Below are 20,177 nucleotides of genomic sequence, written 5' to 3'. Positions count from 1 at the left end.
TATGGAGTTCAATGCAAATAAAGCCATTTACCTTCAGATTGCTGAGTACGTATGTGATCATATTTTGCTAGCGACCTGGAAAGTGGATGAAAAACTCCCCTCAGTAAGGGAATTGGCAGTTCAGATGGAGGTTAACCCCAATACTGTTATGCGGACCTATGATATGTTGCAGCAGAAAGAAATTATAGCTAATAAGCGCGGGATCGGTTTTTTTCTGACACAAGAATCGGTGAAGAATGTGAAGTTATATAGAAAGGCAATTTTTCTAGAAGAAGATCTTCCCTTGTTTTTTCGTAATATTTATTTATTGGAAATCGGTCTGGATGAGTTAGAGCAACGTTATAGACGGTTTGTAAGTCAGAATTTTAATCAAAATGAGTCATGAAATTAAGTACAAAAATAATAATGGGATTAGCAATAGGCTTATTCGCGGTTCCGATGCTTGTCGCGTCCTACCTTGTTCGTATAAATCGAGTGGATGCGAAAAAATATAATGCTGATGTTGAGCAGGAGGTATCCAAGCCAGGTGCAAAGGATGTTTATTACCGGTCGTTCCCCTTGGCAGCTTTCGATAAGCTTTATATTGTAGGTACCAATGCAAGCGGTGTAGGGTTGTATTGGGTGAAAAGCGATAAGTTTATGGTTAAAGTTAATAAAAGTCAAGCCGACTTTGTGAAAGCGAATGTCGATCAATCTGGCAATCTTACCTTAGATCTTTTATCAGGAGGAGAGGGGGGGTATAAGTCAATCTATATTTTTTCACCTGATCTTAGGGTTTTAAAATTAAAAAATGCGGGTATTAACGAGTTGTCCGCCAGGTTGAACGAATTGACTGTCGTAGGTGATAGCGTTGAGGTATTTTCCCTTGCGGAGAAATCCGTTATAAATACATTGAATCTGAACCTGACAAATTCCACTATTGATGATCTTGGCGGGACGGACAGTAAGGGGAATTCTCTTGTCGGTCGTTTATTTGTTAACACAACGAATAGTGTTTTGGGACTTCCGCGTACGAATTATCAAAGTGCAGATATTGTGGCAAACAATTCAGAAGTTTATTTCAATAGGAAGGGACCTGAAGCCAAAGTAGGTCTTCTGAATATCAAAACTGAAGGAAAATCATCTGTCCGTTTAGATAGTTTGCAATGGGGAACATTGAACGGGAATCTATCCAATGATACTAAAATAGATTTGCCTGTCCATGCATTGCGATCATTGATTAAGTAAGGTTTAATTGGTGGATGTTGCAGTCGATCGTTAATAGTAGAGATCGGTATTTTCTGAAAAGGTCAAAATTCCTTAGTGGGGTTTTGACCTTTTCTTTAAAGGGATGATGTAGATTTTCGGTGTTCGATACTGCAGTCCAAAAAATACGTCTCGAATTCGAAATAATTCTTTTTGTTTTTTTTCTTTAACATCTGCAAGAGAAGTTCTACCGATTTTTCTGCCATAAGCTGTGTTGGCTGGGTGATTGTTGTTAAAGATGGGTTGAGACTGTTGGCAAAAGGGGTGTTGCTAAAGCCAATTAAGTTCATGTCATCAGGAATTTTCACCTCTAATTTATTTAATATGTGCAAAACTTTTAGCGACAAGGTGTCTGTCGTTGAGAGGAGTGCATTTGGAGCGGAGGGCTTATTTAATAACGTGTTTATTTTGCTTTCCAGTTCGTCATCGATATTATCTTTGGGGCTTGAGTAGGATATTTCAACAATATTTTCTTCTTTAAAAGGAATAGAGGCATTAAAGAGGGCATCTTTATATCCTTTTATTCTGCTTACATTTCCACCGATATCTTTGCATAATAAAAGAATGATATTTTCGCGTTTGTTTTTGATCATTTCTTCTGTTGCCTGATAGATGACTTTGTTGTTTTGGATTCCGATTTTAAAGGTGTCGAGTTGATGGTTTATCCGGTCAAAAATAATCACAGGGCAGATCTGTTCCATGATATAAAACAAGAGTGATAAACTTGAATCATTTTTTACAGGAGAAATGATTATTCCTTCGATATTGCTTTGTATGCAAAGTTCCAGTGCTTCCTTTTCTTTTTTCTCATCGTTAAAAGTCTGCAAGAGGATGAGTTTATAATTCGTCTGCGATAGAATGAGGGAGATGTCTTCGTAAAAATCAAAGAAAAAAGAGCTTGAGATAAATGGAACAATGATCGCTAGGGTGTTTGATCGCCCCGTTTTTAAGCTTTTTGCGGAGAAATTTGGTATATAATTAATTTTCTGCGTGAAATCTAAAATTAACTTTTTTGTTTCTGCGCTTATTTCATGGCTATCGTTTAGTGCTTTGGAAATGGTTCCTGGAGATAGGTTTAACTGTTGGCCAATCCCTTTTAACGTAAATCTCTTCATGTGCTCGATCCTCTTTCATTGATTGTAATTTGTTCTAGCGTCAATACGATGGTAAGATGGCGCTAGAATTATTATTGAATTATCGGTTAGTGTTTTTAATGTATTAAGCCCGAAAATTCTTGAAATTATAAAGATAAGATAAAAAACATGTTTTCAAATGGAGATCAAGAAAAGCGTTGTTGATGAAAAAGAAGTTTTCCGCAAGTGTTAAACAAAAAAAGCTAATCCTGCGATTAGCTTTTCTTTAGTGATCCCGCTGGGATTCGAACCCAGGACCCATACATTAAAAGTGTATTGCTCTACCAGCTGAGCTACGGAATCCTTTCTGTTTTTGAAAGTGATGCAAAGGTAGAATTTCTTTTGATATATGCCAAATTATAGCATGCAAATTTTGACGAAAAGGCCTTAACTGCTTAATAAATAAACGGATTATTTTTTTTATCGCGCTTTTTTTGCATGGATTATTCGGTCTGCTCCATTGATATCTTTTATGAGTTTGACCTGTTCAAATCCTTTTTTGACCATAAGTTCCTTCATTTCTGGACCGAGATATTGATTGATTTCAAAATATAGATCTCCATCTGGGGTTAAATGTTTCAAAGCAAAGGATGAAATAACATCATAAAAAATCAATGGAGCGCTTTCTTCAATGAATAATGCGAGCTCAGGTTCATAAGCCAATACGTTTTGATTCATGTGCTGCTTTTCTCCCGGGGTTATATAGGGCGGATTGGATACAATGATATTATAATGTTGGTCGGAGAAAATGTATTCCCATTCAAATATATCCGCATTGATAAATTGAACCTGAGTTTTTAAATTCTTAGCATTTTCTTGTGCTGTTTTTATCGCCTCTTTTGAGATGTCTATCGTTGTTACTAGGGCATTATTGAGATGCTTTGATAAGGTGATCGGGATGCAGCCAGAGCCAGTTCCGATATCTATAATTTTTAGGTTTTGAGAAGATTTGTGGTTTTTGATGATCAGATCGACAAGTTCTTCAGTTTCCTGGCGTGGAATGAGGACCGATTCATTGACCTGGAAAACTTCACCATAAAAATCTGCTTTATTGAGTATGTACTGTATAGGTCTGTGCTTTTTTAGATTCTGAAGGATGCTAAGTACTTCAGCCTTATCCGCCTCCTTGACGATATCTGTTTTTCTCAATTGATAATTGGTTCTATTTAACCCAAACTTTTCGGCAACAACCACTAAGAATATTGCTTTTATTTCATCCTCATCATATAACCCCTGAAGCTCATGTTGAAATAATAATTCGAAATCTTGAAGTATTTTCATGTGTCAAAGGTACGATTTTCATAGATTTGTATCCATGGATATGCACAAGCAATATATGCATCGTTGTTTGGAACTGGCCCAAATGGGCGCGGGTTCAGTGAGTCCCAATCCAATGGTTGGGGCTGTCATTGTTTTGGACGGTAAAATTATCGGTGAAGGATATACTTCTCCATATGGTGGACCACACGCTGAGGTCAATGCGGTACAGCAGGTTGTACAAAAGTATGGGGAAGAAGCAAAACGGCTTATCGAGGGAAGTATTTTTTATGTTAGCCTTGAACCTTGCGCGCATTATGGAAAGACACCGCCATGTGCCAATATGATTGCAGAGCTAAAACCCTTAAAAGTCTATATCGCTTGTTTGGACCCTTTCGCCAAGGTGAATGGCAAGGGAGTTGAGATACTGCGCGAAGCAGGTATTGAAGTTGAAATTGGTTTACTGGAAAAAGAGGCTGTATGGCTCAACCGTCGGTTTTTTACACGTATTGGTCAATTCCGCCCCTATGTTATTCTAAAATGGGCGCAGTCGAAGGACGGTTTTATGGGGATGCAAAATAAACAAATTTGGTTAAGCAATGCTGCTAGCCGACAGTTGGTTCACCGCTGGAGATCAGAGGAAGATGCTATTTTGGTCGGTACAAATACCGCAGTTGTAGATAATCCCAGTCTGACCGTAAGAGAATGGCAGGGTAACAACCCATTGCGTATTCTTTTAGATAGAGATCTTGCCATTCCACTAGATGCCAATATTCTAGATGATCAAGCTGATACAATCGTCTTCAATGCTAAAAAGACAGATTGGACAGCAAATGTTAAGTATATTGAGCTTGAAAATTACGGGTTGTATCTGCCGCAGAATATTCTTTATCAACTATATTTAATGGATGTTCAGTCAATCATCATTGAAGGAGGGCGTGCTACGCTGCACATGTTTATCGATGCGGATCTCTGGGATGAGGCGAGGGTGTTTGAAACCGAAACAAAGCTATTTAATGGAATTACGGCTCCACAATTTAGTGGACAATTGCTTGAAAGTAAATTGGTTTCCAATGATCTTTTAAAGATCTATAAGAAACAGTGATTATTAAATTGTATATTTAGGGAATTAAGCCATAGCCGGTTAATTTAATTCTTAAATTACAATTATGTTAGTTACAGAAAACTTAATGCAGTTTATCTGGAAACTTCGGCTATTCCGTGCAAATGGGTTGCATTCTACGGATGGTGAACCCTTGGCCGTTGTTCATGTGGGGCAATACAATACAGATTCAGGCCCCGATTTCCTCATGTCACATATTAGGTGTAAAGATAATGATTGGTTTGGTCATGTCGAGATGCATATCCAATCTTCGGATTGGGATCGACATTGTCATCAAGAAGATACCGTTTATAATAACGTTATCTTACATGTGGTTTGGAGAAACGATAAAGTTATTTACCGAAATGACGGTACATCAATACCGACATTGGTGCTTTCGGAATATGTCGAACAGCATCTGTTGGAACGGTATTCAACGATGATGAACGCAAAAAGTTCGATACCTTGTGAGTTTCAGCTTGGTTCAATTGATCTTTTTAAAAAATCCATGTGGCTGAGTACTTTAGCTGTTGAACGCCTAGAAATGAAGGTTCAACAAGTTTTGTTGATTTTAGATCAATTTAATACGGATTGGGAAAAAACGTTATGGGTATGGATTTGCAGATGTATAGGATTAAAAGTTAATGCCGATACATTTCAGGAGCTTGGGGAGAAATTACCTTGGAACATTTTACAAAAATATCGTTCAAACCTATTTAAAATAGAAGCTCTTTTCTTTGGGGTTAGTGGGTTGTTAATTCAGGAGTCAGGAAGCGAGTATATGAAGCAGTTAGCCGGTGAATTTGAGTATCAAAAGCATATACACGGTATAGAGGTTGTTTATGGGGTTTGGAAGAGGATGAGAATGAGACCATATAATTTTCCCGAACGGCGAATTGCTCAATTAGCTGTCTTGTTTAGCAAGAACGAGTTGGGCGTTGCCAAGATTTTGGCTGTCGATGATTTGGAAAGAGCTCGAAAATTATTTAAGATAGCGTCTCTAAGTGATTATTTTGACGGACATTTTTCCTTTGGTACAAAAACGAAGATAAAAGAAACACTTCGGTTGAGTAATGAAACTATTGACACGCTTGTTATTAATGTGATTATTGTTTTTCTTTTTTCATACGGTAAATATTTCAGTATTCAGACCTATATTGATAGGGCCCTAACTCTTTTGGAGCAGCTTCCTTCAGAAAAAAATATGGTTGTGAGACAGTTTGCCCAATATGATTGGCAAGTTCAAAGCGCATTGCAAAGTCAGGGGATTTTACAATTAAAGAGATTTTACTGTGATCGGAAACGCTGCCTTCATTGCAGAATCGGATGCGAAATTTTAAAAAGAAATTAATTTTTTAAGATCTCTGCGATCTCTTTATGGCCTTTTTCAAAGGCCAGGTCCATTGGAGCTAACCCTGAAATATTGATGATTCTGGTGTCGGCTCCATTTTCGAGTAAGGCAACAATAAAATCGATATTACCATATTGGGCAGCGAAATGAAGTGGGGTTTCGCCAGTCGCTTGAATGGCATTGACATTAGCATTGGCCTCGATTAGCAACTTACCGATCTCTTCATTGTTGTTTGCAGCGGCAATATGTAGCGCAGTGGTGAGTTGTTCATTTTTGGTTACGACATTCGGATTGACTTTTTTGGACAGTAAAAGACGTACAATATCTGTTTTGTTGAAATATGTTGCTAAAGTTAATGGCGTAAAGCCCTGTGACGACCATTCATTGACAACAGATGGTGCTTGCGAAATAATGGCCTCCAAGTATGAAGTTAACCCAGCCGCGCAAGCCTCATGGATAGTCATGGATTTGGTGTGTTGTAAAAGTATCCGTATGATCTGGGGTTTGTTGTAATAGCAAGCCAATAGTAGGGGAGAAATTCCATGACTCGTTGTTTCTTGTAAAAGTTCGGGATTCCCAATCAATAATAAGTCGATATCATGGCTTTTGCCTTCTTCAATATATTGTTCTAAAACGGAAAGGTTCATGTCTTAACAAATTGTCTAACGTTGTTACTAAAATAGACTTTATTGATGAGAATAAGCGTTTGATTTGCGAAAATATTTGTATTTAATTTTCCTTTGGATTGAACTGAAATTTGGAAGAAGTTTTTTTTTGCGGGGTGAATTGGATCTTAAAATCTGGGAAAAAGGAATTTTTAGGGTATTTTATATACACAAATGTGTAGTAATGCGCATAATGTTTTTGTAAATTAAAAAGTAGATGTACTTTTGTTAAGCCCCTCCCAAGGGCATGTTTTTCATAGGTAGATGTAGGGTCGGGTGTTTCTCACTACGACCCTTTTTTTATAGCTTTGTTTTTATTATTTTAAAAGAGATGTCTAAGAGAAAAATTGTTGTTGCCATTACTGGAGCTAGCGGCTCAATCTATGCTAAAGTTTTACTTAAAAAACTATTGGTATTAAAAACACAGATCGCAGAGGTTGGGATTGTGATGTCGAATAATGCGAAGGATGTATGGCGTGCGGAGTTGGGCGATGAGAGTTATCAGGATGTGCCGTTCAAGTTTTATGACAAGGGTGATTTCTTTGCTCCTTTTGCATCAGGATCGGCTCGCTATGATACGATGATTGTCTGTCCGTGTTCAATGGGGACATTATCAAGGATAGCCCACGGTGTGTCTTCTGATTTGACAACCCGAGCGGCCGATGTCGTGCTAAAAGAACGACGAAGATTGATTTTGGTTACCCGTGAGACACCACTAAGTATTATACATATCCAGAACATGAAATTGGTGACAGAGGCCGGAGGTATCATTTGTCCGGCATCACCTTCATTCTATAGCTTACCAAAGACTTTGGACGAAGTCGCAGAAACCGTGGTTGATCGGATTTTGAGTCTTGCTGGGTTTGAATTTAAACATTATCAGTGGGGAGAAAATGCCTAGTGATTCCTCGTTGAAATCTATTTTTAATGTTCTATAATAAATTTGTATTTTGTAACTTTGTTTCTCGAAATGAAGCAATCACGAGCATCACGCGAAAAAGTTATTTATAGCTATATGATTTATAGTGATAAAGCCACTGTCTGTCCATTCTTACTGCGCACGCTACCCGCTTCGATAAACAAGTTGTATCCTTTTAATTTCAATCACATTCATATATGAAAAGCTTATTGATTACTTCTGTTAAAGTAATTTTACCTGGTAACGAATTTCATCAGCAGCAAGTTGATGTATTTATCGAAAAGGGAAAGATTGCACAGATTGGAAAATCTGTCAAAGTAGCTGATAAAAACATAGAAACCTTAGATGGTGCCGGAAAAGTTTTAGCGCCAGGTTTTTTTGACCTACATGCCAATTTTGGAGAACCTGGATTAGAAACCAAAGAAGACATCGTTAGTGGAAGCGCAGCAGCTGCTTCTGGAGGATTTACTGGAGTAGCCGTAATGCCTAATACCGAACCGGCGATTCAAAGCCGTTCCGAGGTTGCACTTATTGTCAATACAGCGAAAGGAAATATTGTTGATGTACATCCAATTGGAGCGATCAGTAAAAAGAGAGAAGGGAAAGAACTGGCCGAGCTATTTGATATGAAGCAAACGGGTGCTGTCGCTTTTAGTGATGGAAACAGGAGTGTACAGCAGGCGGGATTAATGAGCAGAGCGTTGTTATACGCTAAGGGATTCGATGGATTGATTTTTTCACATGCTGAAGATGAGTCTATGGCAGGTGGAAACAAAATGAATGAAGGTGCGATGAGTACTTATTTGGGAATGAAAGGTATTCCTAACCTGGCCGAATCGTTAATGGTTTCTCGTGATCTGTATTTAGCAGAATATACTGGAGCTCCAATTCATTTTGCATCCATCAGCACTCCAGAAGCTGTCGATCTGATAAAAAAAGCGAAAGCAAAAGGTCTTCCAGTAACATGTGATGTTGCTGCACATCAATTGGTGTTTACTGACGATGATATTGTCGGTTTTGATAGTAATTATAAGGTAAGCCCCCCATTACGCACAAAGGCAGATCTGAAGGTATTACTTAAAGGCGTTAAGGACGGTACTATCGATGCTGTCGTTTCGCAACACACACCGCATGAAATAGAATTTAAGAATGTTGAATTCCATATTGCAAAAAATGGAATTATTGGACTGCAGACCGTATTACCACTCTTGGTTCGTGCTGGATTAAATGAAGAACAAATTGTCAATAGTCTTTCAGTTAGACCCCGGCAGATTCTAGGACTTAAAGTTCCTCTTATTGAGGAGGGAGCAATAGCCAATCTTGTCGTATTTGACCCTGTGAAGACTTGGAACTTCGATGAAACAACAAATAGATCTAAATCTAAAAATTCTCCATTATTTGGACAGACTTTAAAAGGTGCTGTCGAATTGATCATCAATAATAATCAAATCATAAAAAACGATTAAAACCATGGAAGCAAATATTAAAGCAGCCGTTGAGGCAGGTATATTAAATTATGGCAAGGTTGATGGGATCTCGACTGCCCCGGAATTTCTTGAAAAGATTATTGCCGTATTCAATACGGAAGCAAGTTATTTAGAGAAATTAGAACTGTTGGATCAATCTTTTGATGATTATCCACTTTTTGATGAGTTGCGTGAGGTTTATGTAGACCTTTTACTCATGAACTTTTTCTCCAATGAGGTTTTAAAGCTTGAAGATGACTATTTGGATTCCGAGGAATGGGAGGCTATAGAAGATGAAACTATAGATAGGGGAACAGAATTGTTGAATATTTTTCTTTATTTAGGGGAATGCAAGGACGATGAGATTGAACCTGAATTGGATGATTTCTTAAAGGAATTTTTATTAGTTGATGAAGATGAATTTCAGGATGAGCATGAAATTTATGAAGATATCATTGCCAATCAAATTGTAGTAGATAGCCCGTATGCTGAAATTGCAAAAGTAGGAAAAGGATTAAATCCGAGAAGTGAAGTCTACGAACTTTTTTATCCTATCATGAGCTTCTTTAGTGAGTTGAAACCATCTGAAAAACAATTTGAAGAGTATGCAGAAGCGTCTTCCAATAAGGCATTTGATATTGCACTTTACCAAATAATTAGTACTTACTATAACAAATAATTTTTATGGCAGATTCAATCAACCAAAGTAATGTAGGATTTGATGCGGTAATTGACAAAAAGAAAAGTATTATTTACGGGGTTATCCTGGGAATAATTTCTTTCATTCTCGGATTAGTCGTCTTGTTTGTTGTCAAAGACTTAAATTCCTTTTGGGGGGTAATGTCGATGTCATTTATTGTTAATACTGGTCTTTTTGTTATTATTTCTGCGCTTTTCGCTTTCTCTCTTAGGAAAGCAAATGGCGGATACTGGAATTTTTCTATAGCATTAAAATCCATATTTATGATGCTTGCTATTTCCACTATTATTTCAACAATTGGGACACAGGCGTATGTTAATTTCATTAATCCAACTTTACAAGAAAAGGTGGTGGCACATACAATTAATGTTACAATTGAGTATATGGAAAAGAACAATGTGCCGGATGAGGTTATCGATTCAAAAATCGCGGAACTTGAAAAGCAAGTTGATGCTATTGGAAAGATAACGTTAGGGCAGGTGCTCAAAGGGTTGGCTATCACGCTGATGTTTCAATTTGTTTTTGCATTACTATTATCAGCCTTGACAAAACGAGAAAAATTGGTGATCAAACAAGAGACCAATTAGTGTTTAATAAAATAAAATTGACCCTATAAGGTATTACTGAAAAAGTAATACCTTTGTTGGTATTATAATACTACATTTTTAGCATGATTAACATTCACATGGATATTTCTGTTGTTGTTCCTTTATTTAATGAAGAAGAATCCTTACCCGAATTGACAGCTTGGATCGACCGCGTTATGGCGGCCAATCATTTTTCCTATGAAATTATTTTAGTTGATGATGGGAGTAAAGATAATTCTTGGAAAGTTATCGAAGAGTTGAAGTTAAAGAACACGAATATTTCTGCGATAAAGTTCCGACGCAATTACGGAAAATCTGCGGCTTTAAATGTAGGCTTTGCTGCTGCACAGGGCGATGTGGTTATTACAATGGATGCAGATCTACAGGATAGTCCAGATGAGATTCCTGAACTGTATGATCGGATCGTGAATAAGGGAGCGGATTTAGTATCGGGTTGGAAGCAAAAACGCTATGACCCATTGACCAAAACAATCCCAACCAAATTATTCAATGGGGTGACAAGATCGATGTCTGGAATTTATAACCTGCATGATTTTAATTGTGGTCTTAAAGCTTATAAGAAAGATGTTGTCAAAAACATCGAAGTTTATGGCGAGATGCATCGTTACATCCCTGTTATTGCAAAATGGGCAGGATTTACCAATATACAGGAACAGGTAGTACAGCATTACCCACGTAAATATGGTACCACCAAATTTGGCCCGGGTCGTTTTGTGAAAGGTTTCTTAGATTTATTATCCATATTTTTTGTCGGGAAATTTTCGAAAAGACCGATGCACTTTTTTGGTGTTATGGGCGTGATTAGTTTTCTTGCAGGTTTATTTATCTCCATTTATTTAATTTGCCACAAATTGATGAGTATCGCCAGCGGCACACCATTTAGAGATATAACAGATCAACCTTTATTTTTCTTTGCGCTGACAGCGATTATTTTGGGAACACAATTATTTCTGACTGGTTTTTTGGCTGAATTAGTGTCTAGAAGCAGCTCCGATCGGAATGATTATCAAATTGAGAAAGTCATTTAATTAATTATGCGAATTGTGATTTTAGGGTCCGCTTATCCGTTAAGGGGCGGTGGGATAGCATCTTTTAATGAACGATTGGCATTTCACTTTCAGGAAGCAGGGCATGAAGTGGACATCTATTCTTTCAGCTTACAGTATCCTAATTTCCTTTTTCCCGGAAAGTCTCAATATTCGGATGAGCCAGCACCAACTGGCCTTCATATTAAGACCACGGTCAATTCCATTAATCCATTTAATTGGATTAAGGTAGGTAAAGAACTAAAAAAGGCAAATTATGATTTGCTTATTGTACGATTTTGGATGCCGTTTTTTGGACCTTGTTTGGGAACAATTCAACGACAAGTTCGAAAAAATAAACATACTAAGATTGTATGCATCGCTGATAATATCATTCCTCATGAACAACGGATAGGGGATAGCTTATTGATTCGTTATTTTTTAAAGTCTGTTGATGCTTGTCTCACCATGAGTAAAAGTGTGCTGGCAGATCTGAAAATGTTAAGCCCGAAAATGCCAGCGGTATATACGCCGCATCCACTCTATGATAACTATGGTGTACATCAGAGTAAAAAGGAAGCACGTCGATTACTTAAGATTGCCGAGGGGGATAAAGTCGTATTGTTTTTTGGTTTTATTCGTCAATACAAGGGTTTGGATATCCTCCTGGAGGCATTGGCTGATCCCAGAATACGTACCCTTGGGGTGAAATTGCTGCTCGCAGGCGAATTTTATGGTGACCCTGCTCCTTATTTGAACCTTATAAAAAAGTATAAACTGGAAGAGTTTATTTTTATGCATACTGATTTTATTCCTAATCAGGAGGTCGGAAGGTATTTTTCAGCGGCAGATTGTGTGGTCTTGCCCTATCGGAGTGCTACACAGAGTGGAATTACGCAGGTTGCTTATCATTTTGATTTACCGATGATTGTCAGTAACGTTGGGGGATTGCCTGAATTAGTTCAGCATGAGTATGTTGGTTATGTCGTGGAACCTGATGCCCGTCAAATGGCCGACGGTATTTTTTCATTTTACCACTACAATAAAGAAGAGCAATTTAGAACAAATATTATTGACGAGAAAAAGAAATATAGCTGGGATACTTTTGGCAATGAACTCCTTAAGTTGGTCGATTGATTGACATTCGTGATTTTATTTGTATATAAAATCAAATTTATCTAAGTTTGGGAGACTGAGGTAGAAATTTAAAAGGAGGAGAGATTTTGTTACCGTTTACACAAAGCAGTTTAACGAAAATAGAGGAGTTTTTCAAAGAGCAGGGGTATAAAGTGAGGTACGAGAAAGGTTCCTTTCGTACCGGTGCCTGTATGTTGCAGACGACAAAAGTGGTCGTAGTCAATAAGTTTTCGAATCTTGAAATAAAAATCCAGTCACTGTGGAATATATTACTGGATATTGATATTGATTCGGAGGTTATTTCTGAAAAATTTCTTCCACTATATGAAGATGTGTTGAAATCAAAAATTGTAGCTTGAGAATAACATTTTTAGGAACCGGAACATCACAAGGGGTGCCAGTAATAGCATGCCAATGTCAGGTCTGTCAATCTGAAGACAAACGTGATAAGAGATTACGTTCTTCTATTCTTATTGAATACAATCAGCATACATTGGTTGTCGATACCGGTCCTGATTTTAGATACCAGATGCTGCGCGAGAAAGTTATGCATTTGGACGCCGTATTAATGACGCACTCACATAAAGATCATATTGCGGGACTGGACGATGTTAGAGCGTTTAATTATCAGCAGCATAGTTCTATTTCAATTTATGGCACCGAAGCACTTCATGAAGCACTAAAGCGTGAATTTTATTATGCATTTACGGAAATTAAACACCCAGGAGCGCCTAGACTGGATTTGGAAGAGATAAAGGCTGGTGTGCCATTGTCTTTATTCGGAAAGGAAATTATGCCTATCGAAGTCCTGCATTATAAAATGCCTGTGTTGGGCTTTAGAATTGGAGATTTCGCCTATATTACTGATGCGAAGTTCATTTCTGACGAATCAAGAAAATTATTGGAAGGAGTAAAGATTCTTGTCGTAAATGCTTTACAGAAGGAATCTCATTTTTCACATTTAACGTTGGAAGAGGCGATTGAATTTGCCGATGATATTCATGCCGACAAAACCTATTTTACACATATTGGGCATCGAATGGGATTGCATGAAGTTGTTTCAGGAGAATTGCCCGAAAATATGTTTCTAGCCTATGACAGATTACAGTTGGATATAACCTAATCTATTTAATATAAAACTATAGTCCTTTTTTCGTTGTTATACCTATAAAAAATAAATTAGGTATTAAATTATAAGGAAATGGGAAATTTACTGTACATCATCGCCGTTATTTTAGTTATCATTTGGGCGATAAGCTTTTTTGGAGGTTATGCGGCTGGAAATAATATCATCCACATTCTTTTGGTGATTGCAATTATCGTTGTATTACTACGTGTTATTCGTGGCAATGCTTAACCATTTAAATTAGTTTTAAATAAAGTTGGGCAATTTGTAAGTCTTGGGGATAGGTGATTTTTATATTCTTAGAATCACCTTCAACAATATAAATACTTTTGCCCGTTTTTTCGACCACTGAAGCATCATCTGTAAAAAGTGGATTTTCATCTTGTTGGTAGGATTTTAACAACAATGCTCCGAGGAAGACTTGTGGAGTTTGTATCAGCCAAATCTGATTTCTATCTGTGGCGGTATTTGTGGATATATTTCCTAAACGCACCGATTCAACACTCTTTTGTGCCAATACAATTGCTTGGTGTTCGTAAGCTCCCTGAAAAGCCTTTCTAATTAAATCGTCCGAAATAATCGGACGAGCTCCATCGTGTACGGCGATGTAATCTTTAGGACCAATGTCGAAGTTTTGTTTAATGTAGTCTATACCGTTCTTTACGCTTTCGAAACGAGTTTTTCCGCCAAATGCAATATGTATTGGTCTGTCAAACTGATACTTTACACATAACTGGTTCCAATAGCTTTCCATTGCTTCACTGATTACCAAGATAACTTCTGAAATGGTGTTGGATTGATAGAAGCGATCAATAGTATGCATCACGATCGGCAGCCCATCCAAGTTAAGAAACTGCTTTGGAAGATCGCTTTTCATCCTGTTTCCGATTCCTGCAGCAACGATTATGGCAAAATTCATGGTATTATTGAAGGGTTTTTATTTAAAAAAAACGTGGATAGTTATGAAGCCATCCACGTTTTCTGTTTTTGTTATATCAAATCATTAGATAATTAACATGGCATCACCATAGCTATAGAATCTGTATTTTTCTTTTACTGCAACTTCGTATGCATTCATGACGTTTTCGTAACCAGCGAAAGCAGCAATCATCACCAAAAGTGTAGATTCTGGCGTGTGGAAGTTTGTAATCATCGAGTTTGCAATACTGAAATCGTAAGGAGGGTAGATGAACTTACTGGTCCAGTCAGAAGCCGCTTTTAAGTGATGGTCTGCAGAAACAGAAGATTCTATTGCACGCATAGAAGTCGTTCCTACAGCACACACACGACGTTTGTTATCGATAGCTTTATTAACAACGCGCGCAGCCTCATCAGTGATGATAAACTGTTCGGAATCCATCTTATGTTTGGTTAAATCTTCGACTTCAACGGTACGGAAAGTTCCAAGCCCAACGTGAAGAGTAACTTCTGCAAAATCAACGCCTTTTAGTTCCAAGCGTTTCATTAACTCTCTGGAGAAGTGAAGTCCCGCTGTAGGTGCAGCGACAGCCCCTTCATTTTTTGCATAGATTGTTTGATAACGGAATTTATCTTCCGGTGTAGCTTTACGCTTGATATATTTAGGAAGCGGAGTTTCACCTAAGATTTCGATATTACGGCGGAACTCTTCATCGGTACCGTCAAATAAAAATCTAATTGTACGACCACGAGAAGTTGTATTGTCAACCACTTCGGCAACCAATAAATCATCATCACCGAAATATAATTTGTTGCCTACACGGATTTTACGCGCAGGGTCTACCAATACATCCCAAAGACGAAGTTCATTGTTCAATTCACGCAACAAGAAAACTTCAATCGTCGCTCCAGTTTTTTCTTTATTACCGTAAAGGCGCGCTGGAAAAACTTTAGTATTGTTTAAGATCATGACATCCTTGTCATCGAAATAATCCAATACATCTTTGAAAATTTTGTGTTCAATTTTACCAGTATCTCTATGTAGGACCATCAAGCGTGATTCGTCACGATTTTCAGAAGGTTCAGAAGCAAGTAATGATTCTGGTAAGTTGAATTTAAATTGAGATAACTTCATCTTTAATAATAGTATATATTAATATCTGCCTTTCAGTGCATTACAGTGCACCAAATACCAGGCTGCCAAAAGCATACAAAGTTATAACTTTTTCGGGTATGGAAGAGCCATATTTCTAATTAATGTATATATTTTTGGGGATTTTGACATTAAATCAAAACTATATTGTATTTTAGAATACAATTATGCTATTTTTTAGATTGATATTGGAGAGTTGTCAGTTTGCTTTTTCGGCATTGAAAGACAATCGTACTCGCACCTTACTTTCGCTGCTGGGTGTGACCATCGGTATTTTTACGATTATTGGTGTATTTTCTGCAGTAGATACCCTACGGAATAATATAGAGGAATCAGTCAAGAAGATTGGCAGCAAAACACTGTATATCGAAAAATGGCCCTGGGATGGCGGCCCAAATTTCCCTTGGTGGAAATACTTGAATAGACCCGAACCCACATACAATAATTACCTGGATTTAAAAAGCCGGATGACGACGGCTGAGTATATGGCGTATATGATCAATATCGGCAATACGACTATTAAATATAAAAATAATTCGGCCCAAGGCTCATCGGTTAATGCTGCGACTTACGAAAATCTTTACATTCAAAATTTGAATATTATAGATGGTCGTTACTTTGCTGAAAGTGAGTCGAGGGGTGGAGCTCTTGTAACTGTGTTGGGCGCAAATATTGCAGAGGGGCTTTTTCCTAATGAGGAACCAGTTGGCAAATATATCAATATGTTAGGCCGAAAAATTCAGGTTATTGGTGTATTAAAGAAAGAAGGAAATGGTGTATTGATTAATACCTCTCCGGATGATACAGCCTTTATTCCGTTTGAGCTGGCTAGAAATTTGGTCAACTATGATAATTTCTCACCGAGTATAGCGATGGTTATTAAATCGAACTACACGCTTGGCGAGGCTGAGAGCGAAGCGAAAACACTTATGCGGTCGATTCGTCGTATATCACCACAACGGGAGGAGAATTTTTCCATTAACCAGACAACAATGATCACAGGTGCATTGGATCAGCTTTTTGGTATCATTAATCTGGCGGGTTTTTCAATTGGTATTTTTTCAATTTTAGTCGGCGGTTTTGGCATTGCCAATATTATGTTTGTAAGTGTCAAAGAACGTACACATATCATCGGAATTCAGAAAGCGCTAGGAGCTAAAAATTTCTTTATTCTTTCACAATTTTTAGTAGAGTCTATTGTACTTTGTTTGTTGGGTGGAGGGATTGGTCTCGTTGTCGTCTATTTTTTGGCTTTTGTGGTACAAGCTGCGACTGGCGTTGCTATTGTGGTCAGTTTGAAAATGGTAATGCTTACTGTTTCACTTTCTACTTTTATTGGGTTAATATCGGGCATTGTTCCAGCTTTAATGGCTTCTCGACTGGATCCGGTAGAAGCGATTCGGAGTAAATAAAAAAGGTATGTTTAAAAGGGCTCAATTTTCGATATTACATGGATTTTGGCTTTTAATCTTTGCTTACAGCTGCCTGTTGATGGCTGAAATTACTTTTCGCTATCGCGGCTTCTCTCTCGATGCTAATTTCTTGATGATTAAGCAGACCGAAATAGAATCACTTTGGTGGTATCGCTACGTGTTTTATATCCATGTTTGCACGGCTATCTTTGCCTTGCCTGCCGGCTTTACGCAGTTTAATACTTATCTATTGAATAAATATCCGCGAGTCCATCGAAGTATCGGGTATTTATATGTATTCGCCATTTTGGTTTTTGCCGCTCCTTCAGGTTTGCTTATTGGATCCGTGGCGAATGGCGGGTTAACCGCTATTATTGCCTTTGAATTATTGGGGCTTGGATGGTGCTATTTTACATGGCGGGCAGTTCGTTTGGCGAGTCAGCGAAAATTTGATAAACACCGTGATTTTATGATCCGTAGTTTTGCATTAACCTGCTCGGCATTGACCCTACGTTTTTGGAAGGTTGCTTTAGTATACTTCTTTCAGCCCAATCCCATGGATGTTTATCAAATTATTGCATGGCTGGGATGGATACCTAATTTGTTGCTGGCGGAATTTATTATTTATCAAAAAAATCATAAATTATGAAGAAAAACCTTTGTTTACTGTTATTGCTTGGAGCAGTCCTTGGTTGTAAGGATGGGAAAAGTAAAAAGAATGAAACTGCCGAAATAAAAGATACTGTTGCCGTCGAGCTTGAGGCCCATCAGGAACTTTACGGTAATTGGGTTGGCGACTTTGTCGTTGATGAAAGTACACTTGGAGAAGATGAGGGTTTGCCAACAACGGATTACGCTCCGAAGATAAATCTGACGATAAAGAAAATTACCGATAAAGGAGGTGTTTATGGACAGAATGTTGTAAAGGGGAATCTGCGCTCTTTTGTGGGGAAGTTGGAAGAAAACGGTGCTGATATTCGCTTATTATTGGATGAACCTGGAGACAGAAAATCCGACGGGCGTTTTGAAATTAAGCTTAATCATGACACGCTAATTGGTAACTGGTCTGCGTATGACCAGGGTGTAAAGATCAAAAAGCGAAACTTTAAATTGTTGAAAAAACAATTTGCCTATAATCCAAATCTGATGCTTAAAAATCAGGATGGAGAGGAGGGGACGTTGGTTGACTGGATTAATGAAAAAAGAAAAGAGGAAACTGACGTGGATGGTGACTCAACGTATACATACATTATACAATATTATAGATCTGCATCTCCCGCAGTCTTTACTGTAAATGCGTCTAAGCAAAAGTTGACAGAGAAAGATCTGAAAAACCTCAAGAAATTAGATTTGGAAATTATTCGGAATACCATTTTCGCCCGACATGGCTATGCGTTTACTAAACCCAGCATTCGCCAATTTTTTGAGCCTGTAGATTGGTATGTACCTATTTCAAAAGATGTGAGTGCAGACTTAAGTCAACTGGAAAAAGATAATATAGCCTTGCTGACTAGGTTTGAAAGATATGCAACAGATAATTATGACACCTTTGGAAGATAATCCAGTTGGCATTACGAGACAATATTTATGCGATCAATCACACAAAAAAGGCTTTACATTGTAAAGCCTTTTTTGTGTTTTCAATAGGGATTTTTATCCATTCTTCCGAATGGAAATCGCATTTTTATGCGCCTGTAGTCCCTCGAGTTCAGCGAGTATTTCAACCACTGATCCGATTTGTTGAAGCCCGGTTTCGTTTATATGTTGAAAGGTAACTTTTTTAACAAAAGAATCTACCGATACGCCTGAATAGGAGCGTGCATAACCTGATGTCGGTAGTGTGTGATTTGTACCTGAGGCATAATCTCCTGCGCTTTCAGGTGTTAAGTGTCCTAAAAAAACAGAACCAGCATTGCTGATATAGCGTGTTAAGGATTCCCATTGGTCCGTCTCCAAAATAAGGTGTTCTGGTGCATAATCGTTTGAAAACTGTATGGCCTCCTGAAGCGTCTCAACAGTTACTGCATAGGAATTTTCAATCGCTTTTGAAGCGAGTTCCTTGCGTGGCAAAACCGCTAACTGGGCTACAAGGGCTGTGTTGACTGCATCAACTAGCGCATTGGATGTTGCAACCAGGACTGCTTGACTGTCGGCTCCATGTTCAGCCTGTGCCAAAAGATCTGCTGCCACAAATGCTGGGCTTGCCGATTCATCCGCGACGACCAGCACTTCGGATGGTCCTGCAGGCATATCAATACTGACATTTGCTAGCCCCTGTATGATGGATTTTGCTTTTGTGACAAACTGATTGCCCGGGCCAAAGATCTTATCCACTTTTGGTATGGTCTCCGTTCCAAAACCCATCGCTGCAACAGCCTGAGCACCTCCAACTAAGTATATTCTGTTTATCTTAAGTAATTTTAAACAAAAAGCGATAAAGCCATTGATTTTCCCATTGGATTGAGGTGGAGAACAAACGACGATCTCTTTGCATCCAGCTATCCTTGCCGGGACACCAAGCATTAAAAGCGTGCTTGGTAAAACTGCTGACCCGCCAGGGATGTAAAGTCCAACTTTTTCAATCGGACGGACTTCTCGCCAGCATTTTACACCGGGCATTGTTTCAACCGTACGCTCTCTTTTTAGCTGTGTACTATGGAATTTATGGATATTTTGAAAAGCGATTTCAAGTGCTCTCTGTTGATCACGGCCTATGGTAGACGCCAAAGCGTCGATATCTTCCTCGTCTAAATATAATCTGTCAAGTTCAACTTTATCAAATTTGGCGGCATATTCGCGCAGAACCACATCACCTTGTTGACGTACTTGTTGAATAATCTCCTGAACAACATCCTGAATTGCATTGTTGGGGTCCATATTTCGGGCAACTAATTGTTGTATTTCCTCTTTCCCTAGGGTCTTGTAATCATATTTTTTTAACATAGTCGTACCTCGCGTGT

At 38.2% G+C, this 20,177-nt stretch carries 22 protein-coding genes and 1 tRNA gene; 16 read left to right on the top strand and 7 right to left on the bottom strand.

What is annotated here, in order from left to right; all coding sequences use genetic code 11:
• Window position 1: 1 nt before the first annotated feature.
• Both B4Z90_RS01835 and B4Z90_RS01830 read left to right on the top strand, forming a co-directional pair.
• Entirely contained in the window at window positions 2-385 is a 384-nt protein-coding gene (locus tag B4Z90_RS01835) for a GntR family transcriptional regulator (protein WP_070567719.1), read from the top strand.
• Complete coding sequence (locus B4Z90_RS01830) at window positions 382-1,227, top strand: hypothetical protein (RefSeq protein WP_286801267.1); 846 nt, start codon at window positions 382-384, stop codon at window positions 1,225-1,227. The genes B4Z90_RS01835 and B4Z90_RS01830 overlap by 4 nt, the downstream gene beginning before the upstream one ends.
• Before the next feature lie 95 nt (window positions 1,228-1,322).
• Here the strand turns inward: B4Z90_RS01830 and B4Z90_RS01825 are convergent, their stop codons facing one another.
• The 3 genes from B4Z90_RS01825 to prmC form a co-directional block, all read right to left on the bottom strand.
• Window positions 1,323-2,360 (bottom strand): LacI family DNA-binding transcriptional regulator, encoded by a 1,038-nt coding sequence (locus B4Z90_RS01825; RefSeq protein ID WP_286801265.1) that lies wholly within the window; start codon window positions 2,358-2,360, stop codon window positions 1,323-1,325.
• 248 nt (window positions 2,361-2,608) lie between these two features.
• Window positions 2,609-2,681, bottom strand: a tRNA-Lys gene (locus B4Z90_RS01820).
• 117 nt (window positions 2,682-2,798) lie between these two features.
• Window positions 2,799-3,659 carry a peptide chain release factor N(5)-glutamine methyltransferase gene (prmC, locus tag B4Z90_RS01815; protein ID WP_070567713.1) on the bottom strand — a complete coding sequence of 287 codons (861 nt, stop codon included), beginning with the start codon at window positions 3,657-3,659 and terminating at the stop codon, window positions 2,799-2,801.
• A 34-nt stretch (window positions 3,660-3,693) separates the two neighbouring features.
• On the opposite strand from prmC, the gene ribD reads away from it, so the two are divergent.
• Window positions 3,694-4,740 (top strand): bifunctional diaminohydroxyphosphoribosylaminopyrimidine deaminase/5-amino-6-(5-phosphoribosylamino)uracil reductase RibD, encoded by a 1,047-nt coding sequence (gene ribD / locus B4Z90_RS01810; protein ID WP_115050699.1) that lies wholly within the window; start codon window positions 3,694-3,696, stop codon window positions 4,738-4,740.
• Window positions 4,741-4,804: 64 nt separating this feature from the next.
• Window positions 4,805-6,088, top strand: a complete 1,284-nt coding sequence (locus B4Z90_RS01805) for a DUF2851 family protein (RefSeq protein WP_201638989.1) — start codon at window positions 4,805-4,807, stop codon at window positions 6,086-6,088.
• Here the strand turns inward: B4Z90_RS01805 and B4Z90_RS01800 are convergent.
• Window positions 6,085-6,735 (bottom strand): ankyrin repeat domain-containing protein, encoded by a 651-nt coding sequence (locus tag B4Z90_RS01800; RefSeq protein WP_070567707.1) that lies wholly within the window; start codon window positions 6,733-6,735, stop codon window positions 6,085-6,087. The genes B4Z90_RS01805 and B4Z90_RS01800 overlap by 4 nt on opposite strands.
• 349 nt (window positions 6,736-7,084) lie before the next feature.
• Here B4Z90_RS01800 and B4Z90_RS01795 point away from each other — a divergent pair, with 349 nt between their 5' ends.
• The 9 genes from B4Z90_RS01795 (at window position 7,085) to B4Z90_RS01755 (ending at window position 13,965) form a co-directional block, all read left to right on the top strand.
• On the top strand, window positions 7,085-7,654 hold the full coding sequence (locus tag B4Z90_RS01795; RefSeq protein WP_070567704.1) for a UbiX family flavin prenyltransferase: 570 nt from the start codon (window positions 7,085-7,087) through the stop codon (window positions 7,652-7,654).
• 215 nt (window positions 7,655-7,869) lie between these two features.
• Window positions 7,870-9,138: a dihydroorotase gene (locus B4Z90_RS01790; RefSeq protein WP_286801263.1), complete on the top strand. Its 1,269-nt coding sequence runs from the start codon at window positions 7,870-7,872 to the stop codon at window positions 9,136-9,138.
• Between the two features lie 4 nt (window positions 9,139-9,142).
• Complete coding sequence (locus tag B4Z90_RS01785; protein WP_286801262.1) at window positions 9,143-9,817, top strand: hypothetical protein; 675 nt, start codon at window positions 9,143-9,145, stop codon at window positions 9,815-9,817.
• A gap of 5 nt (window positions 9,818-9,822) precedes the next feature.
• Window positions 9,823-10,425, top strand: a complete 603-nt coding sequence (locus tag B4Z90_RS01780; protein WP_286801261.1) for a DUF4199 domain-containing protein — start codon at window positions 9,823-9,825, stop codon at window positions 10,423-10,425.
• A 98-nt stretch (window positions 10,426-10,523) separates the two neighbouring features.
• Window positions 10,524-11,474, top strand: coding sequence for a glycosyltransferase family 2 protein (locus B4Z90_RS01775; RefSeq protein WP_046674669.1), 951 nt, complete (start codon window positions 10,524-10,526; stop codon window positions 11,472-11,474).
• A gap of 6 nt (window positions 11,475-11,480) precedes the next feature.
• Window positions 11,481-12,608: a glycosyltransferase gene (locus B4Z90_RS01770; RefSeq protein ID WP_070567696.1), complete on the top strand. Its 1,128-nt coding sequence runs from the start codon at window positions 11,481-11,483 to the stop codon at window positions 12,606-12,608.
• Window positions 12,609-12,694: 86 nt separating this feature from the next.
• A complete protein-coding gene (locus B4Z90_RS01765; protein ID WP_070567695.1) occupies window positions 12,695-12,967 on the top strand; it encodes a hypothetical protein in 273 nt (90 codons plus the stop codon).
• The gene (locus tag B4Z90_RS01760) at window positions 12,964-13,731 is read left to right on the top strand and encodes an MBL fold metallo-hydrolase (RefSeq protein ID WP_286801260.1); all 768 of its coding nucleotides are present in this window, start codon (window positions 12,964-12,966) and stop codon (window positions 13,729-13,731) included. The genes B4Z90_RS01765 and B4Z90_RS01760 overlap by 4 nt, the downstream gene beginning before the upstream one ends.
• A gap of 78 nt (window positions 13,732-13,809) precedes the next feature.
• The gene (locus B4Z90_RS01755; RefSeq protein WP_104382583.1) at window positions 13,810-13,965 is read left to right on the top strand and encodes a lmo0937 family membrane protein; all 156 of its coding nucleotides are present in this window, start codon (window positions 13,810-13,812) and stop codon (window positions 13,963-13,965) included.
• Window positions 13,966-13,969: 4 nt separating this feature from the next.
• Here the strand turns inward: B4Z90_RS01755 and B4Z90_RS01750 are convergent, their stop codons facing one another.
• Window positions 13,970-14,653 carry a 2-C-methyl-D-erythritol 4-phosphate cytidylyltransferase gene (locus B4Z90_RS01750; protein WP_286801259.1) on the bottom strand — a complete coding sequence of 228 codons (684 nt, stop codon included), beginning with the start codon at window positions 14,651-14,653 and terminating at the stop codon, window positions 13,970-13,972.
• 84 nt (window positions 14,654-14,737) lie between these two features.
• Entirely contained in the window at window positions 14,738-15,787 is a 1,050-nt protein-coding gene (gene queA, locus B4Z90_RS01745; RefSeq protein WP_070567689.1) for a tRNA preQ1(34) S-adenosylmethionine ribosyltransferase-isomerase QueA, read from the bottom strand.
• A 185-nt stretch (window positions 15,788-15,972) separates the two neighbouring features.
• On the opposite strand from queA, the gene B4Z90_RS01740 reads away from it, so the two are divergent.
• The 3 genes from B4Z90_RS01740 (at window position 15,973) to B4Z90_RS01730 (ending at window position 18,777) form a co-directional block, all read left to right on the top strand.
• On the top strand, window positions 15,973-17,217 hold the full coding sequence (locus B4Z90_RS01740) for an ABC transporter permease (RefSeq protein WP_175442026.1): 1,245 nt from the start codon (window positions 15,973-15,975) through the stop codon (window positions 17,215-17,217).
• A gap of 79 nt (window positions 17,218-17,296) precedes the next feature.
• Window positions 17,297-17,866: a DUF2306 domain-containing protein gene (locus B4Z90_RS01735; RefSeq protein ID WP_286768657.1), complete on the top strand. Its 570-nt coding sequence runs from the start codon at window positions 17,297-17,299 to the stop codon at window positions 17,864-17,866.
• Window positions 17,863-18,777, top strand: coding sequence for a YARHG domain-containing protein (locus tag B4Z90_RS01730; protein ID WP_286801258.1), 915 nt, complete (start codon window positions 17,863-17,865; stop codon window positions 18,775-18,777). Before B4Z90_RS01735 ends, B4Z90_RS01730 begins: the two co-directional genes overlap by 4 nt.
• A gap of 93 nt (window positions 18,778-18,870) precedes the next feature.
• On the opposite strand, the gene hisD is transcribed toward B4Z90_RS01730, so the two are convergent.
• Complete coding sequence (gene hisD, locus B4Z90_RS01725; protein ID WP_070567681.1) at window positions 18,871-20,160, bottom strand: histidinol dehydrogenase; 1,290 nt, start codon at window positions 20,158-20,160, stop codon at window positions 18,871-18,873.
• Window positions 20,161-20,177 lie beyond the last annotated feature (17 nt).

The sequence above is a fragment of the Sphingobacterium sp. UBA5639 genome (assembly GCF_002421245.1).
In the GTDB taxonomy this organism is placed as follows: Bacteria; Bacteroidota; Bacteroidia; order Sphingobacteriales; family Sphingobacteriaceae; genus Sphingobacterium; species Sphingobacterium multivorum.
Note: the sequence above shows the minus strand (reverse complement) of the source record. Positions and strands in the feature narration are given on the sequence as shown.

What these genes read in the sequence shown, in the direction of transcription:
- B4Z90_RS01835 (WP_070567719.1), top strand. Translation starts at nt 2, where the DNA reads ATGGAGTTCAATGCAAATAAAGCCATTTACCTTCAGATTGCTGAGTAC.
- B4Z90_RS01830 (WP_286801267.1), top strand. Translation starts at nt 382, where the DNA reads ATGAAATTAAGTACAAAAATAATAATGGGATTAGCAATAGGCTTATTC.
- B4Z90_RS01825 (WP_286801265.1), bottom strand. Translation starts at nt 2,360, where the DNA reads ATGAAGAGATTTACGTTAAAAGGGATTGGCCAACAGTTAAACCTATCT.
- prmC (WP_070567713.1), bottom strand. Translation starts at nt 3,659, where the DNA reads ATGAAAATACTTCAAGATTTCGAATTATTATTTCAACATGAGCTTCAG.
- ribD (WP_115050699.1), top strand. Translation starts at nt 3,694, where the DNA reads ATGGATATGCACAAGCAATATATGCATCGTTGTTTGGAACTGGCCCAA.
- B4Z90_RS01805 (WP_201638989.1), top strand. Translation starts at nt 4,805, where the DNA reads ATGTTAGTTACAGAAAACTTAATGCAGTTTATCTGGAAACTTCGGCTA.
- B4Z90_RS01800 (WP_070567707.1), bottom strand. Translation starts at nt 6,735, where the DNA reads ATGAACCTTTCCGTTTTAGAACAATATATTGAAGAAGGCAAAAGCCAT.
- B4Z90_RS01795 (WP_070567704.1), top strand. Translation starts at nt 7,085, where the DNA reads ATGTCTAAGAGAAAAATTGTTGTTGCCATTACTGGAGCTAGCGGCTCA.
- B4Z90_RS01790 (WP_286801263.1), top strand. Translation starts at nt 7,870, where the DNA reads ATGAAAAGCTTATTGATTACTTCTGTTAAAGTAATTTTACCTGGTAAC.
- B4Z90_RS01785 (WP_286801262.1), top strand. Translation starts at nt 9,143, where the DNA reads ATGGAAGCAAATATTAAAGCAGCCGTTGAGGCAGGTATATTAAATTAT.
- B4Z90_RS01780 (WP_286801261.1), top strand. Translation starts at nt 9,823, where the DNA reads ATGGCAGATTCAATCAACCAAAGTAATGTAGGATTTGATGCGGTAATT.
- B4Z90_RS01775 (WP_046674669.1), top strand. Translation starts at nt 10,524, where the DNA reads ATGGATATTTCTGTTGTTGTTCCTTTATTTAATGAAGAAGAATCCTTA.
- B4Z90_RS01770 (WP_070567696.1), top strand. Translation starts at nt 11,481, where the DNA reads ATGCGAATTGTGATTTTAGGGTCCGCTTATCCGTTAAGGGGCGGTGGG.
- B4Z90_RS01755 (WP_104382583.1), top strand. Translation starts at nt 13,810, where the DNA reads ATGGGAAATTTACTGTACATCATCGCCGTTATTTTAGTTATCATTTGG.
- B4Z90_RS01750 (WP_286801259.1), bottom strand. Translation starts at nt 14,653, where the DNA reads ATGAATTTTGCCATAATCGTTGCTGCAGGAATCGGAAACAGGATGAAA.
- queA (WP_070567689.1), bottom strand. Translation starts at nt 15,787, where the DNA reads ATGAAGTTATCTCAATTTAAATTCAACTTACCAGAATCATTACTTGCT.
- B4Z90_RS01740 (WP_175442026.1), top strand. Translation starts at nt 15,973, where the DNA reads ATGCTATTTTTTAGATTGATATTGGAGAGTTGTCAGTTTGCTTTTTCG.
- B4Z90_RS01735 (WP_286768657.1), top strand. Translation starts at nt 17,297, where the DNA reads ATGGCTGAAATTACTTTTCGCTATCGCGGCTTCTCTCTCGATGCTAAT.
- B4Z90_RS01730 (WP_286801258.1), top strand. Translation starts at nt 17,863, where the DNA reads ATGAAGAAAAACCTTTGTTTACTGTTATTGCTTGGAGCAGTCCTTGGT.
- hisD (WP_070567681.1), bottom strand. Translation starts at nt 20,160, where the DNA reads ATGTTAAAAAAATATGATTACAAGACCCTAGGGAAAGAGGAAATACAA.